Annotated in this window: 15 protein-coding genes; 7 read left to right on the top strand and 8 right to left on the bottom strand. The window is 46.7% G+C overall.

The annotated features are described in order from the left end of the window. Position 1: 1 nt before the first annotated feature. Positions 2-1,357, top strand: a complete 1,356-nt coding sequence (gene ctpC / locus QUA01_RS25785) for a carboxyl-terminal processing protease CtpC (protein WP_333093341.1) — start codon at positions 2-4, stop codon at positions 1,355-1,357. A gap of 93 nt (positions 1,358-1,450) precedes the next feature. Here the strand turns inward: ctpC and QUA01_RS25780 are convergent, their stop codons facing one another. Continuing rightward, positions 1,451-1,678 (bottom strand): DDE transposase family protein, encoded by a 228-nt coding sequence (locus tag QUA01_RS25780; RefSeq protein ID WP_333093343.1) that lies wholly within the window; start codon positions 1,676-1,678, stop codon positions 1,451-1,453. A 222-nt stretch (positions 1,679-1,900) separates the two neighbouring features. On the opposite strand from QUA01_RS25780, the gene QUA01_RS25775 reads away from it, so the two are divergent. Beyond that, complete coding sequence (locus tag QUA01_RS25775; protein ID WP_333093344.1) at positions 1,901-4,432, top strand: heavy metal translocating P-type ATPase; 2,532 nt, start codon at positions 1,901-1,903, stop codon at positions 4,430-4,432. A gap of 204 nt (positions 4,433-4,636) precedes the next feature. Here QUA01_RS25775 and QUA01_RS25770 read toward each other — a convergent pair whose 3' ends face one another. After that, the gene (locus QUA01_RS25770; RefSeq protein ID WP_194012637.1) at positions 4,637-4,984 is read right to left on the bottom strand and encodes a hypothetical protein; all 348 of its coding nucleotides are present in this window, start codon (positions 4,982-4,984) and stop codon (positions 4,637-4,639) included. Between the two features lie 105 nt (positions 4,985-5,089). Here QUA01_RS25770 and tmk point away from each other — a divergent pair, with 105 nt between their 5' ends. After that, positions 5,090-5,758, top strand: coding sequence for a dTMP kinase (gene tmk, locus QUA01_RS25765; protein ID WP_333093346.1), 669 nt, complete (start codon positions 5,090-5,092; stop codon positions 5,756-5,758). 218 nt (positions 5,759-5,976) lie between these two features. Continuing rightward, positions 5,977-6,942, top strand: coding sequence for a DNA polymerase III subunit delta' (locus QUA01_RS25760; RefSeq protein WP_333093347.1), 966 nt, complete (start codon positions 5,977-5,979; stop codon positions 6,940-6,942). A gap of 322 nt (positions 6,943-7,264) precedes the next feature. Here the strand turns inward: QUA01_RS25760 and QUA01_RS25755 are convergent, their stop codons facing one another. From QUA01_RS25755 to treY, 4 genes are all read right to left on the bottom strand, one after another. Continuing rightward, complete coding sequence (locus QUA01_RS25755) at positions 7,265-7,777, bottom strand: DUF4112 domain-containing protein (protein WP_333093348.1); 513 nt, start codon at positions 7,775-7,777, stop codon at positions 7,265-7,267. Between the two features lie 438 nt (positions 7,778-8,215). Next, the gene (gene dnaK, locus QUA01_RS25750; protein WP_333093349.1) at positions 8,216-10,114 is read right to left on the bottom strand and encodes a molecular chaperone DnaK; all 1,899 of its coding nucleotides are present in this window, start codon (positions 10,112-10,114) and stop codon (positions 8,216-8,218) included. A 334-nt stretch (positions 10,115-10,448) separates the two neighbouring features. After that, positions 10,449-10,691 carry a hypothetical protein gene (locus tag QUA01_RS25745; RefSeq protein WP_333093350.1) on the bottom strand — a complete coding sequence of 81 codons (243 nt, stop codon included), beginning with the start codon at positions 10,689-10,691 and terminating at the stop codon, positions 10,449-10,451. Positions 10,692-11,165: 474 nt separating this feature from the next. After that, positions 11,166-13,958, bottom strand: a complete 2,793-nt coding sequence (gene treY, locus QUA01_RS25740) for a malto-oligosyltrehalose synthase (protein WP_333093351.1) — start codon at positions 13,956-13,958, stop codon at positions 11,166-11,168. 274 nt (positions 13,959-14,232) lie between these two features. Here treY and QUA01_RS25735 point away from each other — a divergent pair, with 274 nt between their 5' ends. After that, positions 14,233-14,358 carry a hypothetical protein gene (locus QUA01_RS25735; protein ID WP_333093352.1) on the top strand — a complete coding sequence of 42 codons (126 nt, stop codon included), beginning with the start codon at positions 14,233-14,235 and terminating at the stop codon, positions 14,356-14,358. A gap of 54 nt (positions 14,359-14,412) precedes the next feature. Here the strand turns inward: QUA01_RS25735 and treZ are convergent, their stop codons facing one another. Beyond that, a complete protein-coding gene (treZ, locus tag QUA01_RS25730; RefSeq protein WP_333093353.1) occupies positions 14,413-16,239 on the bottom strand; it encodes a malto-oligosyltrehalose trehalohydrolase in 1,827 nt (608 codons plus the stop codon). 324 nt (positions 16,240-16,563) lie between these two features. Here treZ and QUA01_RS25725 point away from each other — a divergent pair, with 324 nt between their 5' ends. After that, a complete protein-coding gene (locus QUA01_RS25725; protein ID WP_333093355.1) occupies positions 16,564-18,630 on the top strand; it encodes an amylo-alpha-1,6-glucosidase in 2,067 nt (688 codons plus the stop codon). Position 18,631: 1 nt separating this feature from the next. Here QUA01_RS25725 and QUA01_RS25720 read toward each other — a convergent pair whose 3' ends face one another. Further along, positions 18,632-19,843, bottom strand: coding sequence for an RNA-guided endonuclease InsQ/TnpB family protein (locus tag QUA01_RS25720; protein WP_333093356.1), 1,212 nt, complete (start codon positions 19,841-19,843; stop codon positions 18,632-18,634). A gap of 399 nt (positions 19,844-20,242) precedes the next feature. Between QUA01_RS25720 and QUA01_RS25715 the strand changes: the two genes are divergently transcribed. Next, a complete protein-coding gene (locus tag QUA01_RS25715; protein WP_333093357.1) occupies positions 20,243-21,283 on the top strand; it encodes a glucokinase in 1,041 nt (346 codons plus the stop codon). Positions 21,284-21,875 lie beyond the last annotated feature (592 nt).

Raw genomic sequence — 21,875 nt, 5'->3', positions numbered from 1 at the left:
AATGGTTATAACAAAACGAGGGCTTATTCTAAGTGCTGCAGCAGTTGCACTCACTGCTGTAACTCTTGTCAACACTGGTTGCAGTTCTAAATCTCTGGCTTCTTTTCGGGGAAGTCCTAAAGAATTGGTTGATGAAGTTTGGCAGATTATTGACAAAAGTTATGTTGATGGCACTTTTAACCAGGTTGACTGGAAAGCAGTGCGAAATGATTATTTGAACCGCACTTATACCAGCGACGATGAAGCTTACAAAGCAATTCGGGAAATGCTGAAGAAGCTGGACGATCCTTATACGCGGTTTATGGATCCTCAAGAGTTCAAAAATATGCAGGTGGAAACTTCTGGGGAATTGACAGGAGTTGGGATTCAGTTGACTCAAGATGAGAAAACTAAAAAGTTGGTGGTGATTTCGCCAATCGAGGATACCCCTGCTTTTACCGCCGGTATTCTGGCAAAAGACATCATTACTAAGATTGACGGCAAAACCACTGAAGGTATGGATACGAATCAAGCGGTAACTTTGATTCGCGGCCCGGTAAATAGTAATGTGACTCTGACTATCTTGCGGGACAAAAAGGAAATTGATTTTAAGCTCAAGCGCGCTAAAATTGAAATTCATCCGGTGCGACATTCGGTGCAGAAAAGCCCGATCGGCGAAATCGGCTACATTCGCTTAAATCAGTTTAGTGCGAATGCTGCATCGGAAATGCGATCGGCAATGAAGGATTTGGAACAGAAAAAGGTGACAGGCTATATCCTAGACTTGCGTTCCAATCCGGGCGGGTTGCTGTACGGAAGTATTGAAATTGCTCGGATGTGGCTCAAGGAAGGTACGATCGTCTCGACGGTCGATCGAGTCGGGGAGGCCGACAGACAAACTGCAAACAAGGGAGAGATTACTGACAAACCCTTGGTTGTACTCGTAGACGGAGGTTCAGCCAGTGCTAGCGAGATTCTATCCGGTGCTTTGCAAGACAACAAACGCGCGGTTTTGGTTGGTACAAAGACTTTTGGTAAGGGTTTGGTGCAGTCGGTACGCGGCGTGGGAAATGGTTCGGGTTTGGCGGTGACAATTGCCAAATATTTTACTCCCAACGGCACTGATATCAATCACATGGGAATTAAACCGGATTTTGTGATTGAACTCACCGACGCTCAAAAACAGGAGTTGAGGCGCGATCGCGATAAAATTGCTACGGCGGCAGATCCGCAATACGCGAAGGCTTTAGAAGTTTTGACAAAAGAAGTTACTGGCAAAACAGGGAACGACAAAGCTCAGTTGAAACCCAATTCTGCATCGCCCAAACCGACTACCGCGCAGGCAAAACCGAGTGCAGCACCTTCTAAATCCAAGTAGTTTTTAGTCACCAACAAAAACTCCATCAAAGAAGGACTAAAGTCCTCACTACAAACCTGGTTCGTAGTGAGGACTTTAGTCCTTCAAGTTTATTTATTGCGGTTGACATTTTCCCGCGCGAATTAAACCGATGCGTCGGGCGATCGCATCTTCTGCAGAATCGTAAGGGCCCCACTTGTCTATAATAGTAGGGTCTTGTTCTTCGATTTGGGCGATCGTCTGCGTTGGCGTAGCCCCCGTAGGGGCGGGCTCCGCCAACGGCAAAATCTCACAATTACCGGCCAGACGTTTGACAATATAATATTTTGGTGTTGGTGTCATAGCTAAATTCGTCAGACAAAAGCTGGATACTAACGAAGCAATTCACTGATTGTATCAAATAAAGATCCGCTTTCAACCGGGCAATTAATAAGAATTAAAAAAAACTAACACTTTCGGAAGATGCCAGAAAAATTATCTATTATCAAAATACAAGCATTTGTCTGAACAGTGCATCCAAATATTTCCGAAATACAAAAACCTACTCATCTATACAAAAAAACAATGCAATTTGTCCCCAAAACAATCTCCGAAAATCAACCAGAAATCATCCCAATTAAAGAATCCCCGCCGCCAGAACTTGTGACTTTCGATGTCAGCGGGATGAAATGTGCCGGCTGCGCCAAAGCAGTTGAACGCCAACTCATGCAGCATTCAGGTGTAATTTCAGCTTGCGTTAACTTAGCAGTAGAAGTTGCAACGGTTGAATGCCAACCGGGGGCTGTCGATGCAGAAGCTTTAGCAAAAAAGTTAACTGATAACGGATTTCCCTCTGTGTCTCGGTTAGGTGGAAATCAGCAAGAAGCCGAAGCGGCAACAGTTGAACGGCGGCGGCAAGAAATTCGACAGCAAATCAATCAATTGTCGATCGCCCTTATCCTAATTATTCTATCCGGTTTAGGTCACATACTCGGCACCAAAGCCCCAATTCTCAGCAACATCTGGTTTCACTGGGGACTCGCCACCCTCGCATTACTGCTACCTGGCCGCCCGATTATCGTTGACGGCTGCCGCAGTTTGTGGCGAAACGCACCCAACATGAATACTTTAGTAGCTTTAGGCGCTGTCACCGCTTACACCGCTAGCAACGCGGCGCTGCTGTTTCCACGGATGGGATGGGAGTGCTTTTTTGACGAACCAGTGATGCTGCTGGGCTTTATTTTGTTGGGCAAAACTCTCGAACAGCAAGCCAGACGGCGCGCTGCATCAGCTTTGCAAGCTTTAATCGCATTGCAGCCGGCAACTGCCCGCTTAGTTGATTTTAAACTGCCGATTTTAAATTTAGACTCGGAAGAATTGCCCCCAAACTCGACATCTCAACTCTACAATCCACAATACATTGAAATTCCAGCCGATCGCGTTCGAGTCGGAGAATGGCTGCAAGTTTTACCAGGGGAAAAAATCCCAGTAGACGGCGAAGTCTGCGAAGGTAAAACAACTGTAGATGAATCGATGTTGACTGGCGAATCGATGCCTGTTTTGAAACAACCGGGAGATACAGTCGCAGCAGGAACTATCAACAAATCCGGCGCAATTGTGATGCGCGCAACTCGCACCGGTCAAGAAACAACTGTAGCTCAAATGGTGGCTTTGGTGCAAGCTGCCCAAACTCGCAAAGCGCCGATTCAAAATTTAGCTGATACTGTCGCCGGATATTTTGTATATGGGGTTATGGCGATATCGGCTTTAACTTTCCTATTTTGGTATTTTGCCGGAACTCATATTTGGCCTTCTGTGCTTTTAGAACACGATATGGGGCATGGGGCATGGGGCATGGGGCATGGGGCATGGGGCAGGGTAAACCAATTACCAATTACCAATTACCAATTGCCTATTATCCATTATCAATCTTCTGTGTTGTTAAGTTTGAAATTGGCGATCGCAGTTTTAGTTGTCGCTTGTCCTTGCGCCTTGGGACTTGCTACCCCAACTGCAATTTTAGTCGGTTCTGGTATCGGCGCGGAGCGCGGACTTTTAATTCGCGGTGGCGATGTTTTAGAACGGGTACATCAATTAGATACGGTGGTTTTTGACAAAACGGGCACTCTCACAACCGGCAATCTTACACTCACTGATTATTTGCCGATTTTCCAGAATTCGGATTGGGATTTGAACTCGGATATTAATGTCGGAAACAGGCAAGATGTTGCTTCCACAATTGCCACAATTGACTCAAAACTGCTGCAAATTGCCGCGGCGGTGGAAAGGGGCGCTTGTCATCCCATCGCCGCAGCGATTTTGCTGGAAGCTCAACAGCAAGGTTTGCCGCTGCTACCTGCTGAGGATTTCTACACGGAACCGGGATTGGGGGTTTCTGCTTTGGTTGAGGGGCGGCGGGTGTTCGCGGGGAATGCCGCGTGGATGAGCGAGCAGGGCGTGGCTGTGGCTGCGGAACTTTTGGAGTCTTGCAAAGGCAAAACGGCGGTTTTCGTGGCTTCTGGGGGCGTTTTGCTGGGGGTAATCGGGCTAAAAGATACTCTGAGACCGGATGCTAAGGCGGCGGTGGAACGTTTGCGGGAGATGGGATTGCGGGTGATGATGCTGACGGGGGATACGGAGGCGGCGGCGGCGGTGGCGCAGCAGCAGCTAGGTTTGGCGGCGGCTGATGTTTTGGCCCAAGTGCGGCCTGATGGAAAGGCGAGGGCGATCGCCAGTTTGCAAGCTCAAGGCTGTAAAGTGGCTGTGGTGGGGGATGGCATCAATGATGCGCCGGCTTTGGCTCAAGCTGATGTCGGTATCGGTTTGCACTGCGGCACTGATGTGGCAGTTGAGACGGCTCAAATTGTGCTGATGCGAAATGCTTTGATGGATGTTGTTGAGTCGATCGACCTTGGTCGCGCTACTTTTAATAAGATTCGCCAAAATTTATTCTGGGCTTTTGTTTACAATACTTTGGGAATTCCAGTTGCAGCCGGTATCTTGCTACCTGCAACCGGAATTCTACTCACTCCTGCGGCGGCCGGTGCATTTATGGCCTTTAGTTCTGTTAGCGTTGTTACAAATTCTTTGTTGCTACGCCGGAACTTTCGAGCTTAAATGTAGGGCTTGCAGATAAAAGTCCTCAGTCATCAGTCATCGGTCATTAGCCACAAACTAATGACTAATGACCTCATCCCAAGACGGATACAAGCCCCTCACACCAGGAGTCGAGATCCAAGAAGTTTCGACGTTAGTTCGAGGCCCCAGATTCATCTGTGGAGTCAATCTAAAATCTAAAATCTAAAATCGACTGACTGATGGCTACAGTGCCATACTTTCCAAGAGCCGCCAATTATTGTTTTTCATAATTGAATGACTGACTAGCTCGAACATTTGACGGCAGTGGTTATTGGTTTGCAGTGGTAGTTCCTCGTTTTTAATCACGAAGTTCATGCGAACCTCTGAGTCGCTGGCCGTGTTTTTTTCGATTAGGACTTCTGCTGTGACAAGTTTCGGAATCGAAACTTGACCCGGAATTTCGCGAGCCATGAGGGAATCTCCTGTATTGTAGATAATATCAAGATTGCATGACTCTAAAATTTCAATCAGAGACTGACGGAGACGGTCGATCGGAACGGCAACGATAAAAAAACCAGTATAGCGAGCCATAGAAAACTCCAGCCGTGAGGCATTTAGACTTTCTTATCATACCGAACCTAGAAGAGATCGACAGAACAATATGGATTTATTTTATTTAGATGGAAAGTTAGACTCATGAAGGGTAAATTTATTGTGTTTGAGGGCGGCGAAGGTGCGGGTAAAACTACTCAAATGCAGCGGTTGATACATTGGCTGCAATCAAGTTGCTATTTGAAAGTCGGGTTGGTGGCTACTCGCGAACCGGGGGGGACTGAGCTCGGAAAGCAACTGCGACATTTGTTGCTCAAACAAGATTCGGGAGAATTGGTATCGGAGATGGCAGAATTACTGATGTATGCGGCCGATCGCGCTCAGCACGTCGAAACTTTTCTGAAACCAGAGTTATCCAAGGGAACGATTGTCTTGTGCGATCGCTTTACTGACTCTACGATTGCTTATCAGGGCTACGGCCGGGGTCTTAAGTTAAATTTAATTAAGCAGTTGAATGAAATTGCCACGGGCGGCTTGCAAAGCGATCTGACTTTGTGGCTGGATATTGATGTGGAGGCGGGTTTGGCGAGGGTAAGGGCTCGGGGAGAGCGCGATCGGATGGAGCAAGCTGACTTGAACTTTCACCGCCTCGTGCAGCAAGGTTTTGGGGAGTTAGCGGAGGAACATAAATCTCGCATTGTTCGCATAAATGGCGATCGGTCTGAAGATGAAGTCGCCCAGGAAATCCAAGCCATTGTAACTCGCAGGCTAGAAGATTGGGGATATTCAAATAACCCCAATTCCGAAAAGTAAGGACTGAAAATTTAATAACTTAAGCGATTGCTCGTTACTTTTGCTCTGCCTCCTTATTATCTCGCAACTTATATCAAATCCGTTAAGATCGGAATGATTTAACCACAGAGAACACAGAGAACACAGAGAGATTAGAGAGAAATGAATAATTCCGTAACGGAATTGATATCAGGGGGCTGTCAACTGTCAACTGTCAACTGTCAACTGTCAACTATCACATGGATTATTTCACATCATTAATCGGACAAAATGGAGCCGTAGAATTACTAACCCAAGCAGTCGATCGCAACCGAATTGCTCCAGGTTATTTATTTGTAGGTTCTAACGGTATCGGCAAAAGTTTAGCCGTTCAGTGTTTCATCGAGCTTTTATTCTCAGTCAATCTTCCCGAAAAACAATCGATCAGCTCCCTGCAAAATCGCGTCCGGCAGCGAAATCATCCAGACTTGCTTTGGGTAGAACCAACTTACATGAACCAAGGCAAACGGCTTTCGGCAAAGGAAGCAGAGGAAGCAGGTTTGAAGCGGAAAGCACCGCCCCAAATCCGCTTAGAACAAATTCGAGAAATCAGTGAGTTTTTGAGCAGACCGCCTCTAGAAGCTGGGCGTTCAGTTGTAGTTTTGCAGCAAGCAGAAACAATGGGCGAGGGAGCCGCTAACGGCTTGTTAAAAACCTTGGAAGAACCGGGAAAAGCAGCCTTAATTTTAATTGCTCCCACTGTGGATGTTTTGCTGCCGACTTTGATTTCTCGCTGTCAAAAAATCCAGTTTTCGCGGCTGAATTCCGAAGCAATGGCACAAGTTTTGCAGCAAGCCGGATTCGCCGAGATTTTATCGCATCCCGAGGTAATGGGGATGGCTCAGGGAAGCCCTGGCGAGGCAATTGCTATTTGGCAGCAACTGCAATCAATCCCCGATGATTTCCTGCAAAAGGTGAAACAGTTGCCTCAAAATCTGCGGTGTGCTTTGGAATTGGCCAAGGAAATTGATAAAACTTTGGATACTGAATCTCAGTTGTGGTTGATCGATTATTTACAGCATTGTTATTGGCAGCAGTTTTTGACCGGGGGAATTGGTCGATCGCCCTTAGAACCCTTGGAAAAAGCGCGACAATATTTGCTAAACTACGTACAGCCGCGATTAGTTTGGGAATGCACGCTTATGGGAATTTGTCAATCCCTTTGAAATTTTAGATTTGAGATTTACTCCACAGATTAATCTAGGACTCAGACCTTGACAAAATGACTTTGAGAGGAAATTGATAAATATGAGCGATCGGCGTTGCTCGATCGGGATATGAAACAAATAATATCGTGTCCGCTCAATTAACCAGATTAAGGTTCGTAGTGCGGACTGAAGTCCGCTCAATTAACCTTACTACGAACCTTTTTGGGGACAAGGTTTCCAGGCTATTGTTGGAAACCAGTTATTTAAATTGATTTAGGATTGCTATACTAAATTGTTTGTGGCGATCGCCCATTCCTGATTCTTACCCTAAAATCTCATATTACCGTCCAGTAAATACTTGAAATAGCCACCCAAAAAGCATGACACTCAAGAAAATCATGCCTCCCATAATTAACATCAAACCTAACAGTAAAGCCGCCACAAATAACCAATCGGCTTTTTTACTGGGTTCTGGGGAACCTAAATGAGCGTCCAGCAATTCTATATTTTTGACATTCGCTTTCCAAGCAACATCAAGCAAGTCTCCAGCAACAGGTACTGTACCGGCAACTGTATCAAATACAATGTTAGCTGCCATTTTTATTAAAGTTTCTTGCGGCACTCCCATTTGAGCGGATTTGAAGACAACATAGCCTGCAAAAATCGAACCAACTAAATCGCCACCACCCGGTATCAGTCCCAATATCGGATCGAGTCCGATGCGATAACGGGTGCCGGGAATGGGAATTGCATTATCTAGTAAGTGGCTGATTTGGCGGAGTCGTCGCAAGGATGCAGTCTGGGATTTATTTGGGCTATTTGCAGCAGAGTTTTGTAGGGGAGGACGAGACATTTAATTTACTCCTGGTTGCGATCTGATAGCTAGTGTAGGATATTTATTCAACCAGTCTGAAGTTTATTGTCGGGAACATCTGATATCTTGCAGCAATGTCAATCAAGGGTTATCTGCTGGGGTGGGGCGGGTTTATTTCACCTATATGCAGGTTTAATTCCCTTAGCTAACCTGCCCCTAGGGCTGATTGAAAATGGTGCAAGATGTCAGGATCGTCTCAGCCTCAGAAATCCGGTTTTTGTGGGAAAAGCCGATTTGTGGGTAATTCATCACCCAAAAAACCCGGTTTTTCTTCAAAACCGGGTTTCTGGCTTTTAGCTGTCTGTTCTCAGTTTAATCGGGAAAGCCCGATCGCACTTGTTCTGAATTAGACGAATCCTCACCAGCCTGTAAATAGCAGACTTTTCCAGCCTGCTACACAGGAATTATGGGAAATGTCTATTTGTTGCCTTCAGTGAAGTCGGCATCAATCACGTCGTCACCGCCGTCAGTCGGGCCGCCAGTCGGGCCGCCAGTCGGGCCGCCAGTGGAACCGTCAGCTTGCTGGTACAGGTTGCTGCTGACAGCGTAGAACGCTTGCTGCAACTCGGTTGTCAGTGTGTTGATGGCTGTGTCGTCTTCTTTGGCGATCGCCTCCCGCAAGTCTTTAATCAACCCTTCAACTTTAGTCTTGTCAGCATCTGGGACTTTATCGCCCAATTCTGCCAACTGTTTCTCAATTTGATAGGCTAAAGAGTCGCCTTGGTTTTTGCGATCGATCTTTTCGCGACGTTCCTTATCAGCAGTCGCATTTGCTTCGGCTTCCTTCACCATCTTCTCGACTTCATTGCTGGGCAATGTAGAAGCACCGGTAATGCTAATCGATTGTTCCTTGCCAGTACCTTTATCCTTGGCAGCTACATTCAAAATACCGTTAGCGTCGATATCGAAAGTAACTTCAATTTGCGGTACGCCACGGGGAGCCGGCGGAACTCCATCTAAGCGGAAAGTTCCCAAACCTTTGTTGTCAACCGACATTTCGCGTTCGCCTTGCAAAACGTGAATTTCCACGTTTGTTTGGCCATCTACAGCAGTCGAGAAAGTTTCCGACTTCTTAGTAGGAATTGTGGTGTTGCGAGGAATGATTTTGGTCATCACGCCGCCCAAGGTTTCGACACCCAGAGACAGCGGGGTAACGTCGAGCAACAAGATGTCTTTGACTTCACCGGAGAGCACGCCGGCTTGAATTGCTGCACCTACAGCAACCACTTCGTCCGGGTTTACTGTTTGGTTGGGGTCTTTGCCGAGGATTTTTTTGACCAGTTCTTGCACCGCAGGAATCCGCGTAGAACCGCCGACCAAGACAACTTCATTAATTGCAGATTTGTCTAATTTCGCGTCGCGGATTGCGTTTTCTACGGGAATGCGAGAGCGATCGATCAAATCGGAACAGAGTTCTTCAAACTTGGCCCGCGTCAAAGTCGTGTCCAAGTGTTTTGGCCCGTCTTGAGTGGCAGTAATAAACGGCAAGTTGATTTCTGCTTGAGTAACACTCGACAGTTCAATCTTGGCTTTTTCTGCAGCTTCCGTCAGGCGTTGCAGTGCTTGCTTGTCTTTGCGGAGGTCAATTCCTTCGGCTTTTTGGAAGTCATTAGCAATGAAATCGACGATTTTTTTGTCGAAGTCGTCACCGCCGAGGTGAGTGTCTCCACTCGTTGCGAGCACTTCAAATACGCCATCGCCGACTTCGAGAATCGATACGTCGAAAGTACCGCCGCCCAAGTCAAATACCAGGATGGTTTCGTTGCTTTTTTTATCTAATCCGTAAGCTAAAGCTGCTGCTGTAGGTTCGTTAATAATCCGCAGAACTTCTATCCCGGCAATTTTGCCAGCGTCTTTAGTAGCTTGGCGCTGGGAATCGTTGAAGTAGGCGGGCACTGTAATTACCGCTTGGGTAACAGTTTCGCCGAGGTATTTGCTGGCATCTTCTACGAGTTTCCGCAAAACTTGCGCGGAAATTTCTTCGGGAGCAAATTGTTTGCCGCGGGCGGGACAGTCGAGTTTGACGTTACCGCCGACGTTGAGCACTTGATACGAAACTTCCGTGGTTTCGTTGGCTACTTCCTCATTTCTGCGTCCGATAAACCGTTTTACTGAGTAAAAGGTGTTTTCGGGGTTCATCACGGCTTGGCGCTTGGCGATTTGTCCGACAAGCTGGTCGCCGTTTTTAGCGTATGCTACTACCGAAGGTGTGGTACGACCCCCTTCGGCGTTGGCTATGACGGTGGGTTTGCCGCCTTCCATAACTGCGACGCAGGAGTTTGTGGTACCTAAGTCAATTCCAACTACTTTTCCCATAGGGGTGTTCCGGCTCCAATCTCTACAAAATTTTGGTTTTCTATCTTTGCGATAGTCTGGTTATTCAGGACTGCGATATTACCTCGCGGTTTACGGGTAGTGAGTCCTGCTTTAATACAGTCTTCGATAGGGTGCTGATCTCTATACTGCGGGCGGTAGACCTTGCGATGAAGGGGTATTTACCGAACCTGTTGAGGGACGGTTGCATCCGTGAGGCTTGCACCGCTACAGTTGCTGACTGCTTTTGTTTACTCTTCCTAATGTACGGCGTGCGATCGCTAGTGGCATTGTGGCAAACCGTATATGTTGTGTTGTATTTGCCGTCTTATATATTTTACAACTCCCCAGCTATCACGCACGGGCATTCTTCCTTCAAATAAAAACACCTTGCAAAAGCAGTGCCTTTACTTGGTCTGACTTTTTCTCCAGAAACGGTAGCGAGATGCCCTCCTGCCAAAAGTTGTAAACCTTCATCTCTGATATTGCTCGCCGCCGCATTAATATCCCTGTCATGTATCGTTTTGCCACTACAAAAAACCAGTTCGTCTTCGCCTACTGATATCGTTTCCGATAGCATCGAAATTATATATTTTAATCATTGATAGTGCGAGCTTCCCCGAAGAGCGATCGACTTCGCGAGCAGGGAAACTCGCACTATATAATTCCAATGCTACCGCATTTGATATGATACCACGTCCAGTCGATTACCCTAACAAAAATGGCTCGTAGTACGGACTTTAGTCCGCACTACGAACCAATTTGATCGTCAATACGGTTTACTTAAGACGATCTCCCTGGCACACCCCTTAAAAAGGGGGGAACAAGAATCCCCTCAAAGTCCCCCCTACTCCCCTTTTTAAGGGGGATGCGAGGGGGATCTCCGGGGCATAAATATGTTAAGTGAACCGTATTGATTTGATCGTTATCAATCGATCGCACACGATATGACTACTAACTACCCTTCGACTTCGGTCGGGGGGCAAAATGACTACTGACCAATGACTACTGACTACTGACTACTAACTACTGACCACTAACTACTGACTACTGACTACTGACTAATCAGCAAAGCTGCGGGAAAATAACCAAGAGCATCACCAATTTCCAGCGTACCGTTACTTTCTACTGGCTGGTTGGTAATCGCATCCTTCCAAACCGACGGCATTTGCTCGGACAATACCAGATTAGTATCTTTCCAGACTTGTTTGCCGATCGGTATTTCTGCCGGTTTGACAACTCCCGTCAAAAACCGAGGAGCAACGACAATAACTGTAGTATCTCCAAAGCTTCGCGCAAAGGCAACCACATTATCCTTAAACGTGCCAACTACTTGCAATGATTGATAGTCGCCCGACTTAAACACTTCCAAGTATTCTTTTCTCGCTTCTAGCAATCTTGCCGTCAAAAACAGCTTGATTCTAGCATCTTCCCGCGTCGCAATCAAATCTTCTACCAGTTGCAAAATATCTGTCTTAGCTTGCTGTTTAATTTCCTGCAAAACTTGAATTCTGCGGTCAAAATCAACCGGACGGCGGTTGTCCGGATCGACGTGGCTTAAATCCCAGAATTCCGTTCCTTGATAAATGTCGGGAACACCAGGAGCGGTGATTTTTAGCACCGTTTGAGATAAAGAATTGAAAATTCCGTAATCAGCTACTTTTTTCCAGAAAGGCAGAAAATTCTTCAAAAATTGATTGTTTTCTGAATTTTCGAGAACGCTCTCGATAAATGTCATAAAACCTGTTTCGTAGTCGTTGTCGGCTCTCAGCCAAGCCGTATAAACTTTAGCTTCGCGGACGGCTTTGATTGCATAATCTTTGAGGCGATCGACATAATCGGTGTTTTCAATTCCTTCAAAGGGAAAACTGCCGAGAATAGTTTGGTACAAGAAGTATTCGTCGTTAGTATCGGGAACCATTCGATTCACAAAGTTAATTTTCTTAGAAGAATTTAGCTCTCTCCACGACTTGACTTGCTGTTCCCATTCTTCGGGAATTTCTGACAAAACGTTAATTCTGGCTCGCACATCTTCGCCCCGTTTGGTATCGTGGGTAGCTGTAGCATTCATTTTGTGCGGCCAAGCTATTTGCTGCTGTTTGTTGAAGTCGTGAAAATCTGCCAGCGAAACACCGAACTGACTGGGGTTTCCTCCTACTTCGTTGAGCGATAAAAGCCGGTAGTAGACGTATAAAAGCGTGTCTTCAACTCCTTTCGCCATCAAAGGGCCTGTCAATTGCTGGAGTTTCATCACAAAGTGGCGTCGCTCCTCTTTTTGTTCGACTGTGAGAGTTTCTTCTTCTTCCAGCAACAGCAGCGTTTCGATAAATTTAAGTTCTTTGAGGAGTCGCGGTACCAGTTCTTTCGCATGGGCGATCGCATATTTTACGTAAGTGCGATCGGACTCTCGCAAACCCTCTTGATTTATGTAAGTTCGGTACACCGGAAAAACTGTTAAAACTGCTGACAGTGCTTTTTCCAAACCGGAACGAGTAAAGTCATTTCCCTGTCTGGAGTGACCGGAAATATTTTTCAAAAGTTGAGCCAGATTGTCAACATCTCCCGCCAAATTTTTCTCAACTATGAGCCCTTTTTTCTCTAAAAACAACTGTTCGTAGGGAACGGTCAGTCGAGTAAATCTATGATAGATTTCGCTAAATTGCTCTTCGCGATCGCACCGACAAAAAACGCCGTTTACATAATTCAAGAAATCGTAGCCGCTCGTCCCCTCGATCGGCCAATATGGCGGCAAATCTTCTTCGTGTTCCAGAATTTTTTCGACAGTAGTGTAAGTATCTCCGACTCTTTCCCGCAGCCGTTTCAAATATTCCGTTGGATCGTAGAGTCCGTCGATGTGGTCGATTCTTAATCCGGTAAACTTTCCCTCTTCAACCATCTCGAATATCAGAGCATGGTTTTTGTGGAAAACTTTAATTTCTTCAACTTTTACCGACATCAGTTCGTTGACCGTAAAAAACCTGCGATAGTTAATTTCTTCAGCTCCCACTTTCCAGAAAGATAGGCGGTAAAACTGATCGGAAAGCAAATCGTCCAGCAAATTAAAGCTTTCAGCATTGCGTTTTTCTCCGTTAAAAACCTTAATGTTTTTATCGATAAATTCATGCACTACGGGATTTTGATTGTAGAGTTCCCACAGCAATCCTTTGACAAAAGCTACCTGATCGTATCGCGCCTTACCTTTAACTTCGGAAGAGGTATTTTTGATTAGGTAAATAATTCCTAAAAGTTTGATAAAATCTGGATGTCGCCTGCCTAATTCCCTGCCTAAATGCCCTAAATCATGAGTAATAAACTTACCGTAAGAGTCAATTTTGACGGGCAATTTCAAATCGTAGTAATTGATAGTCAGCCCTTTTTCCCTGTATTGAAGTTGAATCTCGCCATTTTCCAGACACTCTCCATAAAAATTGCCCAGCAGCGGAGCCAAAACTCGACCCTTGAGATTTTCGTAAGCGTGATTCCATTCAATATCGAAGTAATCGAAATAGTCGGAATCCGGGCCGTTTTCTAATACGTCTGACAGTAGCAAGTTTTGAGTGTCGTAGGCCATGTGGTTCGGGACAATATCTTGCAGCCATCCCATTTTTCGCTGCTTGATTTCGTAGGTGAGCGATTCAAAATCTTCTGAGTTTCCCAATTCGGGATTGAGCAGATTTGAGTCAACGACATCGTAGCCGTGAGTGCTGCCTTTTCTGGCTTTAAATATCGGTGATGCGTAAAGGTCGGTAATGCCTAATTCTTCCAAATAACTCACAATTTGTTTGGCGGCTTCAAATTTAAAACCTCCATGAAATTGAATCCGATAAGTTGCTGTGGGAATTCTCATTATGTTAATTTGAGTCCTATTTAATTAGTTGGTCGGGTTTTTTGTTTAAAATTAGAAATAGTGGGTTTGGTTTAGCGGTAGCGCATTCGGCTCGACAATAGCCTAACAACTATTTGTCATTACCCATATCTGGTGAAATCCTCAATCCGCTGCGAGCCGCCAGGGAATTAATTCCCTGACTAATGCGTGTAAGTCGGTTAAAACTAACCCAGTTTCTGGTTTTTTTAGTTTGTTTTAACCGAAGGCTGGCTAGTCGGTAAACGAAAAATCAAAAATGTGGATAATGACAAGTAGGGGCGGTGGATGGTGCTTGCCTGCCTTAATTACGGGGCGGTGGATGGTGCGTGCCGCCCTCATTACGGGGCGATCGCGAAAACTAAGACATCAAATAGTAGACTGATACTAAGTTTGATTGGGTTTTTGACATCAATGAGCGATCGCCCAAACCAACCTACTATTTCACTAATTCGTAGAGTGCGAAACTCTGCGGTTTAACAATCAATTCTTGCTCTGATTCGATATTGTCAGGCAAGCTAGAACCCGAACCCATCCATTTTACATCAGTAGAGTCTAAAATTTTGTGACCTTTGCCTGCGGGAAGTGCAGCAGTAAAAGCGACCTCTTGCTTGTTGAAGTTTAAAATGCAGTAGATATCGCTGTCATCTGTCCAGCGACGTAGAAACAATATTTGATCGGCTTCAATGCTGGACACTTCTAGATTGTTTTTGTCGAGTTTTTTAAGGGCCGGTATTGTCCGCCGCAGTTGAATCAAGTGTTGGTGCCATTCCCAGAGGACTTTGTGCTTTCCTTCTGTTTGTTTTTCCCAGTTTAATTTGCACTTTTGGAAGCTTTCAGGACTCTGGGGGTCTTGAAACTCGCCTCGACCTTCAAAAATCTTAAATTCTTGTTGTTTGTCTTTGCGAATAGCTTCAATTAAGTCAGGTTCTGAGTGAGAAACAAAGTACAAAAACGGTGCTGTTTCTGCGTATTCTTCTCCCATAAATAAGAAGGGAATATAAGGAGAAATAAAAACCGTACCTGCTGCGAGTTTCAGTGCTTCAAAGTCAACTATTTGCGACAGTCTGTCTCCCAAAATGCGGTTGCCGATTTGGTCGTGGGTTTGGGAAAATACTACAAATTTTTCGCCCGGTTCATCTTTGACAGAACTGCCGTGTTTTCGCTTTCTGTGGGGGGCGTACTGGCCTGAGTAAACAAAGCTTTCTTTGAAGGATTTTTCTAAATGTTCGCACTTGCCGAAGTCTTGGTAATATCGGTCATTTTCTCCGGTAAGCAAGGCGTGGAGTGCGTGGTGGAAATCGTCGCACCACTGGGCATCTAATCCCATGCCACCTAGTTCTTTGGGGCGTGTAGTGCGGACATCGTTTAAGTCACTTTCTGCGATTAAATAAATTTTCCTTCCTACCTCTTCGGAAAAATCCGCTGTGGCATCGGATAGTTGTTGCAAAAACGGTCTGGCACTCACTTCAAATATTGCTTGAATTGCGTCTAGTCTCAAAGCGTCGATGTGATAGTCTCGAAACCAGTAGAGGGCGTTTTCAACAAAGTAATTGCGGACTCCATCGCTGTAAGCGTCGTCGAAGTTGAGGGCTTCTCCCCAAATAGGTCGGTATTTTGATGTGAAGTAGGGGCCGAATTCGGGGAGGTAGTTTCCTTCGGGGCCTAGGTGGTTGTAAACGACATCGAGAATTACTAATATGCCGTGTTCGTGGCAGGCATTGATGAGTTTTTTGAACTCTTCGGGGCCGCCGTAGGAGTTTTGGACGGCGTAGGGATATACGCCGTCGTATCCCCAGTTTCTGTCGCCTGGGAATTGGGCGACTGGCATGATTTCGATGGCGTTGATTCCGAGTTCTTGAAGTTGTTTGAGTTGGGGAATTATGGCTGCAAAGGTTCCGGTTTGGGTGAATGTACCTACGTGCAGTTCGTAGATAATCATTTCGGATAGCGGCACGCCTTGCCAATTTGTATCTGTCCAAGTAAAGGAGTTTTCATCTATTACTTGGGATGGGGCGTGGACTCCTTGGGGTTGATATTTTGAGGCTGGGTCTGGTAGATCGGTTTTTTCTTCGAGTTTGTAAGTGTAAAGGGTTCCTGGTTGGATGTCTGTAGCTGTGGTTTGCCAGTAACCTTCTGCGGATTGCTGCATGGGGATTTGGCGTTTGTTTGGCGAAATGATTTGGAGGGATATTTGTTTGATTGTGGGGGCCCAAACTGTAAATTCACATTGATTGTTGCCGAGGTAATTGGCTCCTATCTTCACTTTTAGTTGTTCTCCTTATAAAATAGGTTGGTGGTGCGATATCCCTAGGGGCGGTATCAAATGCTTTGCCGTGACTGTTGGATGTCTATTTAGAGGGTAATATGGCTTAAAATAACAAACAACTAACTTTAGACAGAGCCATTAAAGGCTAGAATTGCGACTGGGAAAAAGTAAAAGTAGCGGTTGGTTATGTTTAAATTAAAGCATGAATCTGCTCCTAGCGCCGATCGCCCAATAGCAGCCTGCAATGGTTAATATTTGTTGTTAACAATTGGTTTTAAATATACCTAAAGATAGATTACAAATTAGCGCGAGTGTTGTTTTATGGTTATTGATTTTGGACGGGAAATTTGCTGCAATCTTGACTCGGCGGAGTCTCGCGAGTGGTTGGTAACAAACGGGATCGGCGGTTACGCTAGCGGGACGATCGCCAATCTGCTCACTAGGCGCTATCACGGGCTGCTGGTAGCCGCCCTCAAACCCCCGCTGGCACGCACTTTGATGCTCGCCAAGCTCGACGAGACGGCGGTGTATGCCGATCGCCCTTATCCGCTTTATACAAACCGCTGGGCCGACAGTGCGATCGAACCCCACGGCTACAACTTAATCGAAAGCTTCTACCTCGAAGAAACTACCCCTGTTTGGAGGTTTGCCCTCGGCGACGCTATTTTGTCCAAGCGGATTTGGATGCAGCAAGGTGCTAACACAACATATATTCAATACCATTTGCACCGCGCCTCAAAGCCAGTATCCCTCGCTGTCAAAGCCCTAGTCAACTACCGCGACTACCACCACACAACAAGGGCTAGCGACTGGCCCGGGAGGCTAGAAACCTTGACAGATGGGGTTTGCGTCACGGCTTTTGAAGGAGCCGCACCGCTTTATCTGCTGACAGATGCCGAACCAGAGGCTCAATTCCGAGTCTCGGCTCCTTTATACAATTGGTACTACGGATTTGACCTCGCCGCTGAAAAACGGCGCGGATTGGAGTATTGCGAGGATCACTTGCACGCGGCGACTTTTCACTTGACCATCGCACCGGGAAACTCTGTCACATTGATAGCCAGTACCGAGAAAAATCCCGAACTCAACGGCGCTAAAGCTTTAGAAATGCGTCGCACTTACGATCGACAATTGCTGCAAAACTTCTCGCCCGCCAGAGAATCTCCCGACTGGATCGATCGCCTAGTGCTAGCAGCAGACCAATTTATCGTCAACCGCCCGCTACCGGAGGAACCCGAAGGTAAAACGATTATCGCCGGATATCCCTGGTTTAGCGACTGGGGGCGCGATACCACGATCGCCCTGCCCGGCCTCACAATCTGTACCGGGCGGTGGGACATTGCCCGATCGATTTTGCGGACTTTTGCGCGGTATGTCGATCGGGGAATGCTCCCGAACCGCTTCCCGGATGCCGGCGGCGCACCGGAATACAACACCGCAGACGCGACACTGTGGTACTTTGAGGCAATTCGCGCTTACTGCGACTGCACCGGAGACGACGAACTTTTGACCGAACTCTGGCCGACACTATGTGAGATTGTGGAGTGGCACATTCGGGGAACTCGGTATAACATCCGCGTCGATCCCGATGACGGTTTAGTCTACGCGGGCGAAACCGGCGTGCAACTAACTTGGATGGATGCGAAAATCGGCGATTGGGTGGTGACTCCTCGGATTGGTAAGCCGATCGAACTCAGCGCCCTTTGGTACAACGCCCTGCAAGCTATGGCAAGTTTTGCTCGCAGATTGGGCAAGTCTCACCACGAATACGATCGGTTGGGCGATCGCACCAGCGCCGGATTCACCCGCTTCTGGAACGACTCAACCAGTTACTGCTACGACGTTTTAGACGGCCCGGACGGCAACGACAGCTCGCTGCGGCCAAACCAAATATTCGCCGTTTCCCTGCCCCTAGACTCGATTCCGCCTCGCTCCGCCACCTCTTTGTTACCGGGGGTGCGGGGCAAGGAAACTCCCCGCTATACACCGTTACTCACACCAATCCAGCGGCGCTGCGTAGTGGACGCTTGCGCTCAAGGGCTTCTGACTTCCCACGGCCTGCGAAGCCTCTCACCGCAGCACCCGCAGTATTTTGGAGTCTATACAGGCGACCAATTGCAGCGCGATAGCGCCTACCACCAAGGCACGGTTTGGGGCTGGCTGATGGGCCCCTTTGTCTTGGCTCACTTGCACGTATACAAAGACCCAGCACAAGCTCGCGAATTCCTAGCACCGATGGCACATCATATAAAAAGCGCAGGTGTTGGAAGTCTCAGCGAGATTTTTGAGGGCGACGCTCCTCACTCGCCTAGGGGCTGCACTGCTCAAGCTTGGACTGTGGCTGAGGTGCTGCGGGCTTGGTTGGCAATTAATACTGTGGGTGTGTGAACTACCCACCGTCAAGCGGAGTACCGCTATGACGGGGGCTTCCAGTTTCAAGGGGAATCGCATCTATCAAGACCGAAATCTTTCCAGGTTGACTTACACTCCCTCCACTGGCTGCAGCACTCGTTCCTAATGCCAAAAACCGCAAGGCTTCATCCCTAATATTTTTCGAGGCATTGATATCTCTATCATTACGGCTGTGACACTTAGGGCAATCCCAATAACGCAGGTTCAAAGGCATTTCTGATACTTTGTGAAGACAATTATTACAAGTCTTAGAGCTAGGGAAAAATCGGTCAACCTCTACATAGGTTTTTCCACTTTTTTCTGCTTTGTACTTGAGCATTGTCCCAAACATCCCCCATCCAGCATCGCTAATCGCTTTAGCTAGACAATGGTTACGCACCATACCTTTGACATTTAGATTTTCTACTGCAATAACTTGGTTTTCGTCTACTATCTTGCGGGATAGCTTGTGCAGAAAATCGACCCGGACTCTTTTGATTCTCGAATGAACTCTGGCTACTAATCTTTTAGCCTTATGCCTAGTATTGCTCCCTTTCTGTTTGCGACTTAGTTTTTGCTGCTTACGCTTGAGATTGCGACTGTGTTTCCTGAGATGCTTAGGGTTTGCATACTTGCTGCCATCACTGGTTACAACAAAGTCAATTAACCCAACATCTAAGCCGATAGCTTTGCCGTTAGCATCTTTTTCCGGTGTCTCTCGTCCATCATCAACCAAGATCGAAGCATAGTGTTTACCATCAGTATTTTGGGAAATAGTAACAGTTTTAACCTGGCCATCGAGTGTTCGATGAATTATGCAATGCACTTCACCGATTATCGGCAATTTGATCGAGTTATCACCTACTTTAACATTCTGAGGATAACTAATAGATTGTTTTCCATGCTTCGACTTGAAGCTAGGAAAACCGCCACGTTTATCAAAGAAATTTTTATAAGCAGTAGACAGGTTCAATGCGACTACTTGAAGTGATTGAGAATAAGCATTTTTCAACCAAGGATATTCCTTTTTTAGATTTGGGAGTAATCCTTGAATCGCACTTCTACTCAGCCCTTTGCCAGTATCTTTGTAGGTTTGCTGACACAGATTCAAACTATAATTCCAAAACCAACGACAACAGCCGAAAGCACCCGCAAAGTACGTTTGCTGTTGGGCAGTAGGATAGATTCTGAATTTATAGGCTTGATACATTATTGGCGATCGACATCTCTGATAATATGGTACCAAGGATACGCCGGAAAATCCCAGGAATTTGCTCGTCTGGTCACGCCTATCCCATTTCCCTCGATCATCAAGATGTCGAGTTTCGTGGGATAGGCGATAGATCGTCGCTTCGCTCGTCTTTCATCCCACCACCAAGCGGAGTACCGCTATGGTGGGGGGAATTCCCGCCTGTCTAGTTAAATGGGGAATGCGATCGGAAGTAAAGAGGGCAACCACGGGGGGTTGCCCCTACAAGAATTACACTAATGAACGGACTGCTATAGTCTTGATAATGATTTAGGATTGCTAGAGTGCGAGCGGGGACGCTCGCACTATAATTATGCAAAACACAGATGCTCCCCCATCTTTGATTGAAATAGGAGGTTTATGGCATTATTGTTAGCGGGCGATATTGGCGGGACTAAGACGATTTTGCGCTTGGTGGAAAGGACTGTTAAGGGTGAAATGAATGCTCTTTACGAGTTTCGCTATCCGAGCGGCGAGTTTCCCGATTTAGTGCCGATTGTGCGGCAGTTTTTGACGGAGGCTGCTGCAAAACTGGATTTTGTACCTGAGCCTGAAAAAGCTTGTTTTGCGATCGCGGGCCCGGTAGTCAACAACACTGCAAAATTGACTAATTTACCTTGGCGACTGGATGCGAAGCGCTTGGAACAGGATTTAGGAATATCCCGCGTTAGTTTAATTAATGATTTTGTTGCGGTTGGTTACGGCGTGTGGGGTTTGGACGATCGAGATTTGCACGTTTTGCAAGTTGGAAAACCCTGCCAAAACGATCCAATTGCTGTGATTGGTGCGGGTACTGGTTTGGGAAATTGTTTTGCAATTCCCGAAGCAAATGGTATTAGGGTTTTTTCTTCGGAAGGGGGACACGCTGATTTTGCACCTCGCTCGGAGTTGGAATTTGATTTGCTGAAATATTTGTTAGCAAAACATGATATTCCCCGAATATCGATCGAGCGTGTAGTTTCGGGACAGGGGATTGTTTCAATTTACCAGTTTTTGCGCGATCGCAAGTTTGCTGCTGAATCTGCGGAGGTAGGGGCTGCGATCGCCAAATGGGAGTCAGAAATTGGTAAAAGCGAGAAGACTGTCGATCCGGGGGCGACAATTGCTCAGGCGGCACTCAAAAAGTGCGATCGGCTTTCGGAACAAACAATGCAAATGTTTGTAGAAGCTTACGGGGCGGTGGCGGGAAATATGGCTGTTTCACTTTTACCTTACGGCGGTTTGTATGTAGCCGGCGGTATTGCTGCTAAGATTTTGCCGCTGATTTTAGAAGGCGGTTTTATGCGAGCTTTTACCCATAAAGGTCGGATGGATTCACTGTTAGAAATGATTCCGGTGCGATTGGTTTTGGATGACAATGTAGGGTTAGTTGGAGCGGCAGTTTGTGCGGCCGGTCTTTAGGGATTGAAACTGAGGAAGCTATCCTGTCGAGTTGAAACCCAAAAACCCCGGCGGTTAAAACCGCGTCTACAAAGACACTCACGCGCCTGCGCGGGTTGAAGATTTCACCCGATGATTTTTCATATCTGGTGAATACCCTCTTCGTCCGCTTGGAGTGGACATCGTTTGACTTTCTGGCGGTTTCCAACCGCCCGGTTTCCAACTCCCTCCCTCCAAACACAGGAAATGCACCCCGCCCGAATCATCCCCCGCTAAAACTGTCACCCCATCAGGCGCAAAAGCACAGCCATTAAACGCACTGACCAATCATCTGTCCCCAGTGTTTGTGATAATATTCCTCCAAACCCGCTGGCAAATCGTTTAAATTCACATCATTATAAGTACCGCCTTCAATTTCATCCAGAATGTAGCGGAGATAGTTGACATACTCACCGCCCTAAAAGTGCGGTGATTCTTGACACTTCACTGACTGACGCAACCAAAGTCGTCTTACTCTGTCTCTGCGCCCTGAAGCGAGTCGTGGCAATGCCCTATCCCGACTTTGTTTATATTTTTTGCAGCGTTCTCATCGCGCTCGTGTTCAGTGCCACAA

Origin of the sequence: Microcoleus sp. S36a_B3, assembly GCF_036700745.1 — a bacterium.
Lineage (GTDB): Bacteria > Cyanobacteriota > Cyanobacteriia > Cyanobacteriales > Microcoleaceae > Microcoleus.
This window is presented reverse-complemented; position numbering and strand designations above follow the sequence as displayed.

Coding starts and splice junctions, on each gene's coding strand:
- QUA01_RS25720 (WP_333093356.1), bottom strand. CDS start 19,843: ATGTATCAAGCCTATAAATTCAGAATCTATCCTACTGCCCAACAGCAA.
- treY (WP_333093351.1), bottom strand. CDS start 13,958: ATGAGAATTCCCACAGCAACTTATCGGATTCAATTTCATGGAGGTTTT.
- ctpC (WP_333093341.1), top strand. CDS start 2: ATGGTTATAACAAAACGAGGGCTTATTCTAAGTGCTGCAGCAGTTGCA.
- QUA01_RS25775 (WP_333093344.1), top strand. CDS start 1,901: ATGCAATTTGTCCCCAAAACAATCTCCGAAAATCAACCAGAAATCATC.
- QUA01_RS25760 (WP_333093347.1), top strand. CDS start 5,977: ATGGATTATTTCACATCATTAATCGGACAAAATGGAGCCGTAGAATTA.
- QUA01_RS25745 (WP_333093350.1), bottom strand. CDS start 10,691: ATGCTATCGGAAACGATATCAGTAGGCGAAGACGAACTGGTTTTTTGT.
- QUA01_RS25735 (WP_333093352.1), top strand. CDS start 14,233: ATGTGGATAATGACAAGTAGGGGCGGTGGATGGTGCTTGCCTGCCTTA.
- tmk (WP_333093346.1), top strand. CDS start 5,090: ATGAAGGGTAAATTTATTGTGTTTGAGGGCGGCGAAGGTGCGGGTAAA.
- dnaK (WP_333093349.1), bottom strand. CDS start 10,114: ATGGGAAAAGTAGTTGGAATTGACTTAGGTACCACAAACTCCTGCGTC.
- QUA01_RS25725 (WP_333093355.1), top strand. CDS start 16,564: ATGGTTATTGATTTTGGACGGGAAATTTGCTGCAATCTTGACTCGGCG.
- QUA01_RS25715 (WP_333093357.1), top strand. CDS start 20,243: ATGGCATTATTGTTAGCGGGCGATATTGGCGGGACTAAGACGATTTTG.
- QUA01_RS25755 (WP_333093348.1), bottom strand. CDS start 7,777: ATGTCTCGTCCTCCCCTACAAAACTCTGCTGCAAATAGCCCAAATAAA.
- QUA01_RS25780 (WP_333093343.1), bottom strand. CDS start 1,678: ATGACACCAACACCAAAATATTATATTGTCAAACGTCTGGCCGGTAAT.
- QUA01_RS25770 (WP_194012637.1), bottom strand. CDS start 4,984: ATGGCTCGCTATACTGGTTTTTTTATCGTTGCCGTTCCGATCGACCGT.